13 protein-coding genes and 1 pseudogene are annotated in these 17,287 nt (G+C 63.4%); 5 read left to right on the forward strand and 9 right to left on the reverse strand.

Annotation, left to right across the window (positions count from 1 at the left end):
* Positions 1 to 4: 4 nt before the first annotated feature.
* The 7 genes from murF to coq7 all read right to left on the reverse strand — a co-directional run bounded on the left by murF (position 5) and on the right by coq7 (position 7,672).
* Positions 5 to 1,417 carry a UDP-N-acetylmuramoyl-tripeptide--D-alanyl-D-alanine ligase gene (gene murF, locus AB3X89_RS31940; RefSeq protein WP_368586822.1) on the reverse strand — a complete coding sequence of 471 codons (1,413 nt, stop codon included), beginning with the start codon at positions 1,415 to 1,417 and terminating at the stop codon, positions 5 to 7.
* On the reverse strand, positions 1,414 to 2,976 hold the full coding sequence (locus AB3X89_RS31945) for a UDP-N-acetylmuramoyl-L-alanyl-D-glutamate--2,6-diaminopimelate ligase (protein WP_368586823.1): 1,563 nt from the start codon (positions 2,974 to 2,976) through the stop codon (positions 1,414 to 1,416). The genes murF and AB3X89_RS31945 overlap by 4 nt, the downstream gene beginning before the upstream one ends.
* Positions 2,973 to 4,838, reverse strand: coding sequence for a peptidoglycan D,D-transpeptidase FtsI family protein (locus AB3X89_RS31950; RefSeq protein WP_368586824.1), 1,866 nt, complete (start codon positions 4,836 to 4,838; stop codon positions 2,973 to 2,975). The genes AB3X89_RS31945 and AB3X89_RS31950 overlap by 4 nt, the downstream gene beginning before the upstream one ends.
* Entirely contained in the window at positions 4,835 to 5,185 is a 351-nt protein-coding gene (ftsL, locus tag AB3X89_RS31955; RefSeq protein ID WP_368586825.1) for a cell division protein FtsL, read from the reverse strand. The genes AB3X89_RS31950 and ftsL overlap by 4 nt, the downstream gene beginning before the upstream one ends.
* Complete coding sequence (gene rsmH, locus AB3X89_RS31960) at positions 5,182 to 6,135, reverse strand: 16S rRNA (cytosine(1402)-N(4))-methyltransferase RsmH (RefSeq protein ID WP_176104975.1); 954 nt, start codon at positions 6,133 to 6,135, stop codon at positions 5,182 to 5,184. The genes ftsL and rsmH overlap by 4 nt, the downstream gene beginning before the upstream one ends.
* Positions 6,136 to 6,150: 15 nt before the next feature.
* A complete protein-coding gene (gene mraZ, locus AB3X89_RS31965) occupies positions 6,151 to 6,579 on the reverse strand; it encodes a division/cell wall cluster transcriptional repressor MraZ (RefSeq protein WP_013090620.1) in 429 nt (142 codons plus the stop codon).
* A gap of 454 nt (positions 6,580 to 7,033) precedes the next feature.
* Positions 7,034 to 7,672: a 2-polyprenyl-3-methyl-6-methoxy-1,4-benzoquinone monooxygenase gene (coq7, locus tag AB3X89_RS31970; protein WP_368586826.1), complete on the reverse strand. Its 639-nt coding sequence runs from the start codon at positions 7,670 to 7,672 to the stop codon at positions 7,034 to 7,036.
* A gap of 304 nt (positions 7,673 to 7,976) precedes the next feature.
* Here coq7 and AB3X89_RS31975 point away from each other — a divergent pair, with 304 nt between their 5' ends.
* Positions 7,977 to 9,173, forward strand: a complete 1,197-nt coding sequence (locus tag AB3X89_RS31975; RefSeq protein ID WP_368586827.1) for a porin — start codon at positions 7,977 to 7,979, stop codon at positions 9,171 to 9,173.
* Positions 9,174 to 9,300: 127 nt separating this feature from the next.
* Here the strand turns inward: AB3X89_RS31975 and AB3X89_RS31980 are convergent, their stop codons facing one another.
* Positions 9,301 to 10,974: a long-chain fatty acid--CoA ligase gene (locus tag AB3X89_RS31980; protein ID WP_368586828.1), complete on the reverse strand. Its 1,674-nt coding sequence runs from the start codon at positions 10,972 to 10,974 to the stop codon at positions 9,301 to 9,303.
* 147 nt (positions 10,975 to 11,121) lie between these two features.
* Positions 11,122 to 13,200, reverse strand: coding sequence for a molybdopterin-dependent oxidoreductase (locus AB3X89_RS31985; protein ID WP_368586829.1), 2,079 nt, complete (start codon positions 13,198 to 13,200; stop codon positions 11,122 to 11,124).
* Between the two features lie 187 nt (positions 13,201 to 13,387).
* Here AB3X89_RS31985 and AB3X89_RS31990 point away from each other — a divergent pair, with 187 nt between their 5' ends.
* The 4 genes and pseudogenes from AB3X89_RS31990 to AB3X89_RS32005 all read left to right on the forward strand — a co-directional run bounded on the left by AB3X89_RS31990 (position 13,388) and on the right by AB3X89_RS32005 (position 17,084).
* Positions 13,388 to 14,584 (forward strand): M20 aminoacylase family protein, encoded by a 1,197-nt coding sequence (locus AB3X89_RS31990; protein WP_368586830.1) that lies wholly within the window; start codon positions 13,388 to 13,390, stop codon positions 14,582 to 14,584.
* A 106-nt stretch (positions 14,585 to 14,690) separates the two neighbouring features.
* The gene (locus AB3X89_RS31995) at positions 14,691 to 14,930 is read left to right on the forward strand and encodes a transposase (protein ID WP_368586831.1); all 240 of its coding nucleotides are present in this window, start codon (positions 14,691 to 14,693) and stop codon (positions 14,928 to 14,930) included.
* Between the two features lie 159 nt (positions 14,931 to 15,089).
* Complete coding sequence (gene tnpB, locus AB3X89_RS32000) at positions 15,090 to 15,416, forward strand: IS66 family insertion sequence element accessory protein TnpB (RefSeq protein ID WP_368586832.1); 327 nt, start codon at positions 15,090 to 15,092, stop codon at positions 15,414 to 15,416.
* Positions 15,417 to 15,539: 123 nt separating this feature from the next.
* Positions 15,540 to 17,084, forward strand: a pseudogene (locus AB3X89_RS32005) (IS66 family transposase).
* Positions 17,085 to 17,287 lie beyond the last annotated feature (203 nt).

The raw sequence follows: 17,287 nt of genomic DNA on the forward strand, positions 1-17,287 counted from the left end.
TCTTTTAATGTGCGGCGGGCGTCGAGCCCGCGGCATTGGGTTGTGGACTCGTAACGGCGTCCACCACGCGCTCCATTTGCATGAAACGCGAGCCTTTCACGAGAAGCGTTGCGGCAGCGCCGAAGCCGGCCTGCTGCAATTGCGCGACCAGCGCGCCGACATCGGCGACGTGGTGCGCGCCCGCGCCGTATGCGGTGCAGGCGTCGCGCGAGGCGTCGCCCATCGCATACAGCGCGTCGATACCGCGCTCTTTCGCATACGCGCCGATTTCGCGGTGAAACGCCCGGCCGTTGTCGCCGACTTCGCCCATGTCGCCCATCACGAGCACACGCGGCGATTCACGCGACGCGAGCACGTCGATCGCGGCGCGCATCGAATCGGGATTCGCGTTGTAGGTGTCGTCGATCACGGTTGCGCCCGCGAGCGAGCCGAGCGCGGCCTGCTTGACCTGCAGACGGCCCTTCACCGCGCCGAACGATTCGAGTCCGCGCTGGATCGCGTCGAGCGACACACCCGCGGCCAACGCGGCCGAGGTCGCCGCGAGCGCGTTGTGCGCGTTGTGATCGCCGAGCACCTGCAGCGTCACGTCGAGATGGCCTTGCGGCGTGTCGATGCTCAAACGCTTGCCGTCGAACGTGCCCTGCACCGCGGCTTCGGTGGTGCGCTCCGCGCTGTTCAACGCGAAATCGATGATGCGGCTGCCGGTAGCGGCGACGCGCCAGATGCTCGCGTACGCGTCGTCGGCGGGGAACACTGCGGTGCCTTCCGGTGACAGCGCGTGAATCACGCTCGCGTGTTCGAGCGCGACCGCTTCGACGGTCGCCATGAATTCCTGGTGCTCGCGCTGCGCGTTGTTGACGACCGCGACCGTCGGCTCGGCGAGCTTCGCGAGCTGTTCGGTTTCGCCCGGATGGTTCATGCCGAGCTCGACCACCGCGAGCCGATGCGCGGCATGCAGACGGAACAGCGTGAGCGGCAGGCCGATGTCGTTGTTGAAATTGCCGGCGGTGGCCAGACGCGCGTCCGCGCCGACCGCGGCCGCGAAGATCGACGCGATCATTTCCTTGACCGTGGTCTTGCCGTTGCTGCCGGTGACCGCGACGAGCGGCAGGTCGAACTGACGACGCCAGCCGCGCGCGAGCGCGCCGAGCGCTGCGCGCGTATCGGCGACGCGAATCGCTGGCACGCTCCAGTTCTCCGGCGTGCGCGCGACCAGCACGGCCGCGACATTGCGCTCGGCGACTTGCGGCAGGAAGTCGTGCGCGTCGAATCGATCGCCCTTGATCGCGATGAACAGATCGCCGGGACCGGTGCTGCGGCTGTCGGTCGACACGCGTTCGAAGCGCACGCTGTCGTCGCCGCTGACGCTCGCGCCGGGAATCTGCGCGGCGGCTGCTCGTAGCGAGAACATCGTCATTCGCCACCTCCGCGAGTTTGTGTGGCCCGCGCGGCGAGCGCGAGGCGGGCGTGGTCCTGATCGGAAAAAGCGCGTTTCTTGCCCATGATTTCCTGTGTCGCTTCGTGCCCCTTACCGGCCAGCACGATCACGTCTTCACGCGCGGCGCCGCGGATCGCCTGCAGGATCGCGCTCGCGCGGTCTTCGACGCGGCGCGCCTGCGACGCATCCTGCATGCCCGCGGTAATTTGCTCGATGATCGCGAGCGGGTTTTCGCTGCGCGGGTTGTCGCTCGTCACGACGACGTTGTCCGCCAGCCGCTCGGCGATCGCGCCCATCAACGGACGCTTGGTCGCATCGCGGTCGCCGCCGCAGCCGAACATGCAGACGAGTTCGCCGCCGCGCGCGGTCGCGATCGGGCGCAGTGCCTCGAGCGTTTTTTCGAGCGCGTCGGGTGTGTGTGCGTAATCGATCACGACGAGCGGCTCGTCGTTTTGCAGTCGGCCGCCCAAACGCTGCATGCGGCCGTTCACCGGTTCCAGCTTTGCGAGTTCGGCGAGCGCCGCGCCGAACGGCACGTCCGCGGCGAGCAGCACGCCGAGCACCGCAAGCAGATTGCTGACGTTGAAGAGGCCGAGCGTTTGCACTTCGACGTCGGCGTTGCCCCAGTCCGAGGTGCTCAGACGAAACGCGGTGCCGGTCGCGGTCGCACGCACGTTCGATGCGGTCAGCCAAGCGTCCGCTTGTGGCGCATTCGTGGCGCCGGCGCCGCCATGCTCGCCCTCGATGCCATAAGCGATGGTGCGAGCGTGACCACGCGTGCTCGCGAGCAAACGCCGGCCGGCGGCATCGTCGCGATTGATCACGGCCGCGCGCAGCTCGGGCCATGCGAACAGGCGCGCCTTGGCGGCTTCATAGGCCTCGAACGTGCCGTGATAGTCGAGATGGTCCTGCGTCAGATTCGTGAACACCGCGATGTCGAAAGCGGTGCCGTTCACGCGCCCCTGATGCAGCGCATGCGACGACACTTCCATCGCCACCGCCTGCGCGCCCGCGTCACGCAATTGCGCGAGGCTGCGCTGCAATTGCGGTGCGTCGGGCGTCGTGAAGCCGGTGTGCACGAGCTGACCAACGAGGCCCGTGCCGAGCGTGCCGACGATCGCACAGCGCGTGCCGCGCGCGGACAGCGCCGCGGCGACCCACTGGCTGCAAGACGTCTTGCCGTTCGTGCCGGTGATGCCGACCGCGAGCATCGCGTCGCTCGGATCGCGATACCACGCGCTCGCGATCGTGCCGGCGAGTTCGTTCAAAGCCGGTACCGCATGCGCGACGGACGCGTCGAGCTTGCCGGTGAAGCCTTCGGGTTGCACGAGCACGGCGGCCGCGCCGCGCTCGATCGCCGCGTCGATGAACGCGCGGTTGTCCGCGCCATCGACCGCGTACGCGAAGAATGCGTCGCCGGCCGCGAGCGAGCGCGTGTCGGCGTGCAGATGCGCGCCTGGCTGCACGTGCGCGCGCAGCCAGGCGAGGGCGTCGGCGATCTGCCGGTGCGCTGGATGTTGCTCGCGCAGCGCGCTCATCGCTCGCCTCCTGGATGGGTTTTCTGGTTGGCGGAAATGGTCACCTTCTTCACGCCCGGGTTCGTCGGCAGCTTCTTCGCCCCGGACGGCGCCGACGGCGCGCCGGGCGCGGGCGGCGCCGAATCGTCGGACACCACCATCTGCTTGACCGGCATGTCGGGCGGCACGTTCAGCGCGCGCAGCGTATCGCCGACGATGCCCGAGAACACCGGGCCCGACACCTGGCCGCCGAAGTGGCTACCCGCCGTCGGCTCGTCGACCGACACTGCAACGACGATGCGTGGATTCGGCATCGGCGCCATCCCGACGAACGACGCGCGATATTTGGAGTGGTCGTAGCCGTGCGGTCCGTGCTTGTACGCGGTACCGCTCTTGCCGCCGACGCGATAGCCGGGCACCGCCGCATCCGGCGACGTGCCTTGTGCCGACACGACGGTTTCGAGCATCGCGCGCACTTCACGCGCGGTGGTCGGCGAAAAGATCTGCGGACCGGTGGCCGGCTGGTCGCCCGGCGCGTGGAAGATCGTCACCGGCATGATCTGGCCGTCGTGCGCGATCGCGGTGTACGCGCGGCCGAGCTGGAACAGCGACACCGACAGGCCGTAGCCGTACGACATCGTCGCCTGCTCGATGCGGCGCCAGCTCTTCCACGGACGCAGGCGGCCCGCCGCCGCGCCCGGAAAACCGACCTTCGGCGCCTGGCCGAGACCGATGCTGGTATACATATTCCACATTTCTTCGGGCCGTAGCTGCATCGCGATCTTCGTCGCGCCGATGTTGCTCGACTTCTGGATCACGCCGCCGACCGTCAGCACGCCGAAGCCGCTGTCGTCGGTGATCGGCGCGCCGTCGAGTACGAAGTGACCGTTGCCCGTATCTACCAGTGTAGTCGGCGTCACCCGGTGCAGATCGAGCGCGAGCGACACCGTGAACGGCTTCATGATCGAGCCCGGCTCGAACGTGTCGGTCAGGATGCGGTTGCGCAGCTGCTCGCCGGTCAGGTGCGAGCGGTCGTTCGGGTTGTAGGTCGGGTAGTTGACGAGCGCGAGCACTTCGCCGGTGCGCACGTCGATCACCATCGCCGCGCCGGCCTTCGCCTTGAATTTTTCGACGGCCGCTTTCAGGTTCGTATAGGCGATGTACTGGATCTTGCTGTCGATCGACAGGTCGACGTCCTTGCCATTGTGCGGCACGACCTGCTCGTCGACGTCCTCGATGATGTGACCAATCCGGTCCTTGATCACGCGACGGCTGCCCGAGGTGCCCGCGAGCAGCTTCTGGTCGCCGAGCTCGACGCCTTCCTGGCCCTCGTCCTCGACGTTGGTGAAGCCGATCAGGTGAGCGGTGATCTCGCCTTCCGGATAGAAGCGCTTGTACTCGGCGCGCGAGTAAATGCCGGGGATGTCGAGCGCCGCGACTTTATCGGCGACGTCCACCGGCACCTGGCGCTTCACGTAGACGAAGGTCTTGTCTTCCGACAGCTTCGAGCGCAGTTCCTTCGTCGTCATGCCGAGCAATTTGCCGAGCGCGTCGAGCTTGTCGGCGCCGAGGTCGTCCGGCACCGATTCGGGAATCGCCCAGATTGCGCGCACCGGCAGACTCGTGGCGAGCACGAGACCGTTGCGGTCGAGAATCTTGCCGCGCGTGGCGGGCATGTCGATGCGGCGCTGATAGCGGATTTCGCCCTGCTTCAGATAGAACGCGTTCCCCGGCCCCTGAATCCAGAACGCGCGCCCGGCGAGCGCGACGAACGCCATGAACAGCAGGAACACGACGAGCTTCGAGCGCCACATCGGCAGGCGCACCGACAGAATCGGGTTGGCCGAGAACGCAACGCTCTTGTGCGCCGACGATTTTTTCATCGCGTGGCTCCGCGACGGGCTGCAACCGGCGCCGAGGCCGGCGCGGAAGTCGGAATGGGGGCGTCGAGCGCCGTTGCGGCACCCGGGGCGAGCGTCAGGTACTGCGTGCGGCCCGTGGTGGCCGATTGCATCTTCAGCGAGGCGGTGGCGAGTTGCTCGATGCGCGACGTTTTGGACAGCGCGCTCTGCTGATATTGAAGCTGCGAATAGTCCTGCTGCAGCTGACGCTCCTGCGACTGCGCGCGCTGCAGCTGGATAAAGATCTGACGCTGCTGATTGGTCGCGTTGACGACCGACAAGGCGCAGCCCATCACGATGATCAGCAGGAAGATATTGAGGCGGTTCATGGCGCGATCCGCTCCGCCACGCGCATCACGGCAGAACGGGCGCGCGGATTGTCGGCGACTTCAGCGTCGCTCGCGAATACGCGGCCGATGATCTTGAGCGGAGGGCTCGGCAGGTCGACCGCGCGGATCGGCAGGCGGCGGTCGACCGCCGGCGTACTTGCGTGCGCCTGCATGAATCGCTTGACGATACGGTCCTCGAGCGAATGAAAGCTGATGACCACCAGCCGCCCCCCTTGCTCCAACAACGACAACGCTGCTTCTAGAACGACTTGCAGCTCCGCAAGCTCTTGATTGACGTGAATCCGTATAGCCTGAAAGGTGCGGGTTGCCGGGTCCTTGCCCTTCTCACGGGTTTTGACGACGTTAGCCACGATTTGGGCAAGCTCGCCCGTGCTGACGAGAGGCCCAAGACGGTCGGACTCTGCCCGGCGAGCAACAAGCGCCTTTGCAATCTGAAAAGCAAACCGTTCTTCCCCATAATCTCGTATCACCTCCGTCAGTTCCTGCACCGTAGCCCGCGCGAGCCAGTCAGCCGCGGATTCGCCGCGCGTCGGGTCCATCCGCATGTCGAGCGGGCCGTCGGCGCGGAAGCTGAAGCCCCGCTCCGGATCGTCGACTTGCGGCGACGACACGCCCAGATCCAGCAACACCCCCGACACACGCCCTACCCCGCGCTCCGCCATCGCGGCGCGCAGTGAAGCAAAACTCTCGTGGACGATGGCAAAGCGCGGGTCGGCGATCTTCTGCGCCGTCGCGATCGCGAGCGGATCTTTATCGAACGCGATCAACCGCCCCGCTTCACCAAGCCGCTCAAGTACGAGGCGGCTATGGCCGCCACGGCCGAACGTACCGTCCACATACGTGCCGTCGGCGCGCGTAACCAGCGCATCGACCGCTTCGTTCAACAGCACCGTGCGATGCTGCAATTCGTTTCTCATCGCAGAAGCCATATAAATAAGCCGCGATCAGAACGTGAAGTCTTTCAACGCGTCGGGCATGCCCTCGGCGATCGCCGCCTGTTCCTTCGCGGCGTAGATCTGTGCATCCCACAGCTCGAAATGACGGCCCATGCCGAGCAGCGTCACTTCCTTCTCCAGCGAGCCAGCCGCGCGCAACTCCGGCGACACGAGCACACGGCCTGCGCCGTCCATATCCACATCCATTGCATTGCCGAGAAAAATGCGTTTCCACCAGGCTGCGTTCATGGGCAGCTTGTCGACCTTGTCACGGAAGATTTCCCATTCGGGGCGCGGAAAGAGCAACAGGCAGCCGTCCGGGTGCTTGGTGATCGTCACCCGGCCCTCTGCCTGTGTTTGCAGCGCATCCCGATAACGAGAGGGGATCGACATCCGCCCTTTCGCATCGAGCGTCAGCGCCGACGCCCCTTGGAACACTTCGCTCTCCCCTATTGCGGTGCTGTTTGCGCCGCCCGCCCGGTCCGTGAAAATCTACCTGAAAGTGATGTCGAGAACACACAAAAATACACTTTCTCACACTGTCTCCCACTTTAGAGGAACGCTACACACGGGTCAAGGGAGCGGCCCGCTTTTCGGGCGGATTTTGTTTGTTAGAACAAGGACTTAGCGCGACTCCTTCACGTCCCGTATAAAACGGAAAACCGTTATAAATGAATGGGCTAGTGCAACTTGTGAAGGTGATACGTGAACAGTGCGGGGAAACAGCGCGGATTGAAAGAGATCGTTAAGGGATTCTGAAAGGAAAAGGACGACGCTGCGGGGACGAATGACGAACGGCGCGCGCGGCGCCGTGCCACTTGCGATTAATGCGTTCAGCGATGCTCGATGCGATACGTGCGGTGCGGCGGTCGACGAAGCAAAGCCGAAACGCTCATATGTAATAGGCGGTGCGCGTCATCACCTTCGACATCGCGCGCATCAACGCACGCGCCGGAAACGGCAACTCGATGCCACCAGCGTCCACCGCGGCCTTGCCGTGCTGCACTTCATCGGCGCGCATCTGCTCGACGATCGCGCGCGACTCGTGGTCCGCGGCGGGCAGCTGATCGAGATGACTGTCGAGATGCTGCTCGACCTGGCGCTCCGTTTCGGCCATGAAGCCGAGGCTCACGCGATCGCCTAGACGTCCCGCGGCGAGCCCGATCGCAAGTGCGCCGGTGTACCACAGCGGATTGAGCAGACTCGGACGCGAGTCGAGCGCCTCGAGGCGTTTGGCGGTCCACGCCAGATGATCCTCTTCTTCCGATGCGGCGTGATCGAACATCGCGCGCAATGAAGGCGAGTCGGTAGCGAGTTTCTGCGCCTGGTAAAGCGCCTGCGCGCACACTTCGCCGACGTGGTTCACCCGCATCAAACCAGCTGCATGCGCGCGCTCCGCGGGCGAGAGTTCGGGCGCCTCGGCCGTCGCCGCGGAAACCTGCGGAAGCGGCAGCGGACGGCTCATCCGCGAGACCCCCGTCAGTGAGCGTAAACCCCGATCAAACTCGCCAATCAACTCGTCCAGCAACATAAAGCGCTCCCTGATTCGACAACCGCCGCATCGTTCCGGAAGGTCCGTGGGACAAGGCCTTGCGACGCGAAAGCCGCGATCCGACAGGCCTCAATTCGCATGAAATGGGCGGTTAATTTCGGATTCTAGACCATGTTGCGTAAACGAAACAGCGGCCGTCCGGAGCGCCTCCTTTTTCTTTGTCCCATGTATGCCTTTTGTTACATTACGTGGCAACTTCTCGCGAAGTTGGACAAGCAAGGCCTTAGCACCAACTAAATATTTCGCCTTGAACAAAAGATTCGTAATCCTTGGAGATCATTCGATGAAAAAGTCGCTTCTCGCTCTCGCAGCACTGGGCGCATTCGCAGGCGTCGCTCATGCGCAGAGCAGCGTGACCCTGTACGGCATCGTTGACGTTGGTATCAACATGAATACCAATGCTGGTGGCTTTCACAAGTACGACATGTCTAGCGGCGTCCTGCAAGGCTCGCGTTTCGGCCTGCGTGGCACGGAAGATCTGGGCGGCGGTCTGAAGGCGCTGTTCGTTCTGGAAAACGGCTTTGACGTGACCAACGGCAAGCTCGGGCAAGGCGGCCTGATGTTCGGTCGTCAGGCATACGTCGGTCTGTCGAGCACCTTCGGCACGGTCACGCTGGGTCGTCAGTACGACTCCGTCGTCGACTACGTGGGTCCGTTCGAATCGGGCGATCAGTGGGGCGGTTACATCGCCGCTCACCCGGGCGATATCGACAACTTCAACAACGCATATCGCACCAACAACACGATCAAGTACACGAGCGCGAACTACAACGGCCTGACGTTCGGCGGCACGTATAGCTTCGGCGGCGTCGCTGGTGACTTCACGCACAACCAGATCTGGTCGTTGGGTGCTGGCTATAACAATGGCCCGCTGGCATTGGGCGTTGGTTACCTGAACGCACGTACGCCTGCAGCATCGGGTGGTCTGTTCAACAACGGCGGCACGATCGCAACGAACACGCCGGCCGTGGGTACTACTCCGGCTAACTTCGCAGTCACGAGCCCGATTTACGCTGGCTTCGCATCGGCTAACACGTATCAGGTCGTCGGCGCAGGCGGTGCGTACACGTTCGGCGCGGCAACCATCGGCCTGACGTATTCGAACATCCAGTTCGGCAACCTGGGCAAGACCTTCACGTCGCCGTTCACTGGCCAGAAGGCTACGTTCAACAACGGCGAAATCAACTTCAAGTACCAGTTGACCCCGGCACTGCTGGTCGGCGCAGCGTATGACTACACGCGCGGCGAGCAGATCGAAGGCCACTCGCGTGCTCAGTACCATCAGGGCGCACTGGGCGTGGATTACTTCCTGTCCAAGCGTACCGACGTGTACCTGGTCGGCGTGTATCAGCACGCTCTGGGCGACACGGTCAACGCAACGGGCCAGGTGGTCGCAGCAACGGCAGGCATCAACGGCCTGACCGGTTCGTCGACCAACAACCAGTTCACGGCTCGTGTTGGTATTCGCCACAAGTTCTAATAAGTCGTAAAAAAGCAGTTTGCCTCAAAGGCGCCTCCGGGCGCCTTTTTTTATGCGCGGGTTTTGTAGGCGCAACGAAAAAGCCCGGCGCACTTTCGTGCGCCGGGCTTTTCTGTTCTTCGCTCGCTTAAGCCCTGCCGTCGCGCAACTCGCGGCGCAGGATCTTGCCGACGTTGCTCTTCGGCAGCTCGGTGCGGAATTCGACGACCTTGGGCCGCTTGTAGCCGGTCAGTTGCGTTTTGCAGTACGCGAAGATCTGTTCGTCGGTCAGCGACGGGTCCTTCTTCACGACGAACAGCTTCACGGCCTCACCCGAATGCTGATCGGGCACGCCGACCGCCGCGACTTCGAACACGCCCGGCAGCTTTGCGACGACGTCCTCGACTTCATTCGGATATACGTTGAAGCCGGACACCAGAATCATGTCCTTCTTGCGATCGACGATCTTCACGAAGCCGTCCGCGCTCATGATGCCGACGTCACCGGATTTAAAGAAGCCGTCGGCCGTCATCACCTTGGCGGTTTCGTCGGGACGGTTCCAGTAGCCCGCCATCAGCTGCGGGCCGCGGATGCAGATCTCGCCTGCCTGGCCGGGCGCCAATTCGTTGCCTGAGTCGTCGCGAATCGAGATCTCGGTCGACGGCAGCGGCAGGCCGATCGTGCCGCTGTATTCAGTGACGGTGACGGGGTTGCAGGTCACGCACGGCGACGTTTCCGACAGCCCATAGCCTTCGACGATCGGCGTGCGCGTCCGCTCGAACCAGCGCTTCGCGACCGCCTCCTGCACCGCCATGCCGCCGGCGTTCGCGGTCAGCAGCTTCGAGAAGTCGAGCTTGTGGAAATCGGGGCTGTTCAACATCGCGTTGTACAGCGTGTTGACGGCGGGAATCGTCGTGATCGCATAACCCTCGAGCGACTTGATCATGCCAGGGATATCGCGCGGATTCGGGATCAGCACGCCGAGACCGCCGGTGCGGATCGTCAGCAGCCCGCACACGGTCAGCGCGAACACGTGATACAGCGGCAGAGCAACGACCGTAATGAACTGGTCGATATCGGTGCGGTTCGCGCGCACCGGATTGAGCCAGACCTCCGACTGCAGCACGTTCGCGATCAGGTTCCGGTGCAGCAGCGTCGCGCCCTTGGCCACGCCGGTGGTGCCGCCCGTGTATTGCAGAAACGCGATATCGTCAGGCCCCTGCTGGACCGGCTTGAACGTCAGGCGCGCGCCCTCCGAGACCGCGTCGTTGAACCTGACGTGTCCGGGCAGGCTCCACGCCGGCACCATCTTCTTGACCTTGCGCACCACAAAGTTCACGAGCGGGCCTTTGATCCCCATCAGGTCGCCCATCGCCGCGACCACCACATGCTTGACCGGCGTATTGCGCACGATTGCCTGCAAGGTCCCCGCGAAATTTTCGAGCAGGATGATCGCCTCAGCGCCGCTGTCCTTCAGTTGGTGTTCGAGTTCGCGCGGCGTGTACAGCGGATTCACATTCACGACCACATAGCCCGCGCGCAGAATCGCGGCGATTGCGACCGGATATTGCAGCACGTTCGGCATCATGATCGCGACACGCGCGCCGCGCGCGAGCCCTTTCGACTGCAGCCACGCCGCAAGATGGCGCGAGAGCTGGTCGAGTTCACCGTAGCTGATCTGCTTGCCCATGCACACGAACGCCGGCTTCGCGCGGTGTTCGCGAAAGGCTTCCTCGAGCAACTCGGCCACCGACGAATAGCGTGTCGGGTCGATCTCTGCGGGAACGCCGGGCGGATAAGACTTCAGCCAGATTTTCTCCATGCAGCGTCTCCTGAATTATTTTCGAATGATCGTGCTAAAAACGCATCGTAGCATGGGCATATTGCCGCCAATGGCCAAAGCGATGGGGTTAGACGGCAGCCTCGAACTTGCGAGGCTCGCCGTCGGCTTCAAGGTGCGGTGCGGCTTTCAGGCCCGCTCGACTTCGACGAGACAGTCGTAAAACGTCGCGGAACCGCCGAGATCGGTGAGTGCCTGGCTCGTCAACTGGTTGGCGTTACGGCCGTCCGGCGCGAGCTTCTTCCACCAGATCGACAACCCGACGACCAGGCCTTCGCGCGCCCGGTCGGTCACGCGGGCGCGCGCCTGCATCGAGCCGCGGTCGTTGAAGATGCGCACCTGATCGCCGTCGCCGATGCCGCGCGCGCGCGCGTCCGCAGGGTGGATGTCGAGATGGGGCTCGCCCTCGGTAGCGCGCAGACTCTCGATGTTCACGAAGGTGCTGTTCAGGAAGTTGCGCGCTGGAGGCGAAATCATCGCGAGCGGATAGCGGGCCGCCAGTTCGGGCGAGCCGTCGGCCGATTCGTAGGGTGCCAGGTAGTCCGGCAGCGGGTCGAGGCCCTGTTGGGCGAGCCGCTCGCTGTAGAACTCGCACTTGCCGGATGGCGTGCGAAAACCGCCGTCGGCAAATGGCGCGTCGGGTAGATTGAGACGGGCCCAGCCGGCTTGCTTCAGCAGCGGCCAGTCGACACCGTCCAGCGTCTTGTCTTCCCAGCGAAATGCGGCTTGCGCGACGGCTTCATCGCTGTCGAAGAGTGACGGTTCCGTCAGGCCCATGCGGCGCGCGAGGCCGCGGAAGATCTCGGTGTTCGGGCGTGCGTCGCCAAACGGCGCGATCGCGGGCAGGTTGACCATCACGTGCGTGTGGCCGTATGACTTGTGCACGTCGAGATGCTCGAGCTGGGTCGTGGCGGGCAGCAGCAGATCGGCGTAATCCGCGGTGTCGGTCTGGAAATGCTCGAGCACGATCGTGAAAAGATCCTCGCGCGCAAAGCCAGCCGCGACGCGTTCGGAGTCTGGCGCGACCGCGACCGGATTCGAGTTGTAGACGACGATCGCTTCGACTTTGGGGCCGAACGTCGCGTCGCCCGGGTGCAGCAACGCGTCGCCGATCGCATTCATATTGATCACGCGGCTCGGCTTCGACGGCCAGCCCGGCATCAGGTCGGGACGCTGCAACGCCTGGGAGTCGACCGGCGCCCAACCGCTCGCCGACAACAGCGCCCCGCCCGCGCGCTCGCGCCATGCGCCGGTCAGCGACGGCAAACACGCGATCGCGCGCACCGCATTACCGCCGCCGCGCACCCGCTGCAGACCGTAGTTCAAGCGGATCGCGGCTTTCTTCGTGCTGGCGTAAAGTCGCGCAAGATCGGCGATTTCTTCCTCTTTGACGTCACAAATTTCGCTAACGCGTGACGGTGGATAGCTGAGCGCGCGCAGCTTCAAGTCAGCGAAGCCCAGCGTGTGCGCCGCGATGTATTCGTGGTCGAGCAGATCCTCGGTGATCAGCACGTTCATGATGCCGAGCGCGAGAGCCCCGTCGGTTCCGGGCTTCAGCGCGATGTGCTGGTGGCATTTCTCCGCGGTCAGCGAGCGATACGGATCGATTGCGATCAGCCGGGCGCCGCGACGCTTGGCTTCCTGCGCGCGCGTCCAGAAATGCAGATTCGATGCGATCGGATTGGCGCCCCAGATCAGAATCACTTCGCTTTCGGCGAAAAACTCGCTGTGCATACCGACGCCGCCGCCATACGTGTATTTGAGGCCAGCTGCGCCGGCAGCCGCACAAATCGTTCGATCCAACTGCGATGCGCCGAGCTTGTGGAAGAAGCGTTGCGCGATGCTGTCGCCCTGCACCAAGCCCATCGTGCCCGCGTAGCTGTACGGCAGAATCGCTTCCGGCGCGCGACGGGCAATTTCGCCGAGGCGGTTTGCGGCAAGGTCCAATGCTTCGTCCCAGCTGATCGGCGCGAAGCGGCCCTCGCCCTTGCGGCCGACACGCTTCATCGGCGTCGTCAACCGGTTCGGATGGTACACGCGCTCCGCGTAGCGGCTGACCTTCGTGCACAGCACGCCCTGAGTCGGCGGATGGTCGGGATCGCCGGCGACCTTGATGGCCCGTCCGTTGTCGACGGTCACGCGCATCGCGCAGGTGTCGGGGCAATCGTGCGGGCACACGGCGCGCGCGAATTCGGTCGGGGCGTTCATCGGCAAGGTGTCCTGGCGAGCAGAAAGTGATCGGGCAAAATGGAATTTTATTACGTCAATAGGCCGCCGACCCGGGTGGTGCCGCCAAAAATGCCTTCGGCGTAGAATGAATTATCCGCAGTGCCCGGGCCGACGCGGTCCGCGGCGATCTCATGCTCGTCGAGCACAAACGCATAATCACTCCATCATGAAACTCATCCCCGAAATTCAGGCCGCTCGCGGCGAAATCCAGACCCTTCGACGAACCATCCATGCCCATCCGGAACTGCGCTACGAAGAGACGGCGACCGCTGATCTCGTCGCGCGTTCGCTCGAGTCCTGGGGCATCGAGACTCACCGTGGTTTGGGCAAGACGGGCGTGGTCGGCGTATTGAAGCGCGGGAACGGCTCGCGCGCGATTGGTTTGCGCGCCGACATGGATGCGCTCCCGATCCAGGAACTCAACAGCTTCGATCATCGTTCGACGAACGACGGCAAGATGCACGCGTGCGGGCATGATGGACATACGGCGATGCTGCTCGGTGCCGCGCATTACCTGGCCAAACATGGTGATTTCGACGGCACGATTGTGTTCATTTTCCAGCCGGCCGAAGAAGGGGGCGCCGGCGCGAAGGCGATGATCGACGACGGCCTGTTCACCAGATTTCCCGTGGATGCCGTGTTCGGCATTCACAACTGGCCGGGCATGCCGGCAGGCCACTTCGGCGTGACCGAAGGCCCCATCATGGCGTCGAGCAATGAATTTCGCATCGAAATCAAGGGCGTCGGCTCGCATGCGGCACTTCCGCACAACGGCCGTGACCCGGTCTTTACCGCGGTGCAAATCGCCAGCGGACTGCAAAGCATCATCACGCGCAACAAAAAGCCGCTGGATACCGCGGTATTGTCGATTACGCAAATACATGCCGGCGATGCGGTCAATGTCGTGCCGAACGACGCGTGGATCGCGGGGACCGTGCGGACCTTTACGACAGAAACGCTCGACCTGATCGAGTCACGCATGCGCAAGATCGCGCAAAGTACAGCCGAAGCATACGATTGCTCCGTTCAGATCCAATTCCACCGGAACTACCCGCCTACGATCAATAGTGGCGAGGAAGCGCGTTTTGCGGCGTCGGTCATGAAAGAGGTCGTTGGCGCGGAAAATGTCGATGACGCTGTTGAACCGACGATGGGCGCCGAGGATTTCTCGTTCATGCTGCTGGCGAAACCGGGTTGCTATGCTTTTTTGGGCAACGGCGATGGCGGCCACCGCGAAGCCGGCCACGGCGCGGGCCCTTGCATGCTGCACAACGCGAGTTATGACTTTAACGACGAGCTATTGCCGGTGGGGTCGACGTATTGGGTTCGACTGGCGCAGAAATTTCTGGCGCAGGGTAAGTAGAGAGTTGAGAAGCATTGAGGCGCGTGGAGGTTTTCGCTGTAAGCGCGTCTTCATTACCGTGTAGATTTCGTCGTTGAGTTTGGCTACTTTGGTGCCCACCAAATGAATGGTGGACGCAACAGTGGACAGCTCTCCTCAATCCGAACGGTCCAAGCGACCCAATTTTTCTGTTGAGTTCAAGCGGCAGATCGTCGAGGCGACGCTCAAGCCGGGCGCGTCGGCCGCGCTCATCGCTCGCGAGCACGACATCAACGCCAATCTGCTGTTCAAATGGCGTCGTCACTATCTTGCCGGCGATTTCGGCATGCCCGACGTGCCGTTGCCAGAGGCGCCTGCACTCAACTAGCTACCAGTGGCCGTAGCTGAGCCTTTACTGGAAGTGCCCGGCGAGCCCATCGTCGGACAGCGCCGGCACCTACGAGGTCGAATGCGGTGACGTCCGGCTACGCCTGAGCGCTGACACGCCCATCGCAAACCTGATCAAGATTGTGCGGGGTCTTGCCCGATGAGCCTGCTGATGCTGCCGTCCGCCGTTGGCCTGCCGTCCGGATCCCGAGTGTGGCTGGCCGCTGGCGTCACCGACATGCGGGCCGGATTCAACAGTCTCGCCGCCAAGGTGCAGACCGTGCTGAAACGCGATCCGTTCTGCGGACACGTCTTCGTGTTTCGCGGCAAACGCGGCGACCTGCTCAAAGTGCTGTGGTGGAGTGGCGATGGCATGTGCCTGCTGATGAAGCGTCTCGAGAAGGGGCGCTTTGTATGGCCTCAAGCCGACGGTGCCGTTATCTGCCTGAGCCCGGCGCAACTTGTCGATGCTGCTCGAAGGCATTGACTGGCGGCAACCGACGAGAACTGCACGACCGACCTCGGCGTTGTAAACGTCGTGGCCCGCGCGCAAACTGGTCGCATGACGCGCGCGAGCCCACTTCCCGACGATGTCGAAACGCTGAAGGCGATGCTGCTCAGCCACGAGGCGGCGCTGCGCGAGCGCGACGCGCAGGTGTTCAAACTGCAGGAAACGATCGACTCGCAACAAGCCGCACTGGCCTCGCGCACAGCCGAGGTCGAACACCTGAAGCTGCTCATTGTCAAGCTGCGCCGTATGCAGTTCGGTCGCAAGTCGGAGAAGCTGGACCATCAGATCGAGCAACTGGAGCTGCGCCTCGAAGAGCTTGAGGCCGACGAAGGGGCGGCGCCAGTCGAAATCCCGAAGGCGCCGCGCACGGCTGTGGAACAGGCACCTCGCAAGCCACTGCCAAAACATCTGCCGCGCGAGCTCCGAACCTACTTGCCTGAATCTGCCGGGAAGTGCTCGGAGTGCGGTGGCGAGATGCAGCCGCTGGGCGAAGACGTTGCCGAACAGCTCGAGTACGTACCGGCAAGCTTCCGGGTCATCCGTCATGTGCGCCCGAAGTTTGCGTGCGTGTGTTGCGATTACATCTCTCAGGCGCCTGCACCGAGCCTGTCCATCGAACGCGGTGTCACCGGCCCAGGGCTGCTCGCCCACGTGCTGGTCTCGAAGTTCGCAGATCATGTACCGCTTTACCGGCAGTCGGTCATGTACGCGCGAGAAGGCGTCGAGCTTGATCGCTCGCTGCTTGCGAAGTGGGTCGGTCACGCGGCGACGCTGCTGCAGCCGCTCGTTGAAACGTTGCGTCGACACGTGATGTCGGCGACCAAACTGCACGCTGACGACACGCCGGTTCCGGTGCTTGCACCGGGCAACGGCAAGACGAAAACCGGTCGCCTTTGGGTTTACGTGCGCGATGACCGCGCATCGGCCGATACGACGCCGTCGGCGGTGTGGTTCGTCTATACGCCGGCTCGTAAGGGCATCCAACCGCGACAGCATCTCGAATGATTCAACGGCACGCTGCAAGCCGATGCATACGGTGGCTACCAGGCCATCTATGAAACCGGGCGCGTCACGGATTCGGCCTGTTGGGCGCACGCCCGACGTCAGTTCTATGAACTGCACGCAGCGCGCCCGAATACGTTGAACACCGAGGCGCTTGAGCGTATCGGCGCGCTATACAGGATTGAGGAAACAATCAGGGGCAAGCCGCCCGACCAGCGCCGTGCGCATCGCCAGAAGCATGCGCGGCCGCTACTCGATCGAGTCCGTGCGTGGCTCACAACGGCGCTGGAGACCCTCTCGCGCAAATCGGATACGAGCCGGGCGATCCTCTATGCGCTGAACCGGTGGGAAGCGCTCACACGCTATTGCAATGACGGCCAGCTCGAAATCGATAACCTGCCAGTCGAGCGCGCGCTACGCGGGGTGGCCATCGGTCGACGCAACTATCTGTTCGCTGGAGCAGACTCCGGCGGCGAACGTGCCGCCGCGATCTACAGCCTCATTGGCACCGCAAAACTCAACGGCATCGATCCAGAGGCGTATCTGCGCTTCGTGCTCGCGCGCATCGCCGAGCATGCGATCAACCGCATCGATGAACTCGCACCGTGGGTCGTCGCCGATCAACTCCGCACCGCGGCCTAAAGATCTCAGTCTCCAGTCAAGACGTCGCCGAGGCCACGCTTACTTTTCGCTTGCTTCAATGCTGTTTGTTGATTTCGGCCGCGTAAACGCAAAAACCCCACCGCTGGGGGTGGGGTTTCTGGCTTGTGGGGGAGCCTGACGATTACCTACTTTCACACGGGCAATCCGCACTATCATCGGCGTGGAGTCGTTTCACGGTCCTG

The organism is Paraburkholderia sp. BR14320, from assembly GCF_040948665.1.
GTDB classification, from domain to species: Bacteria; Pseudomonadota; Gammaproteobacteria; order Burkholderiales; family Burkholderiaceae; genus Paraburkholderia; species Paraburkholderia youngii.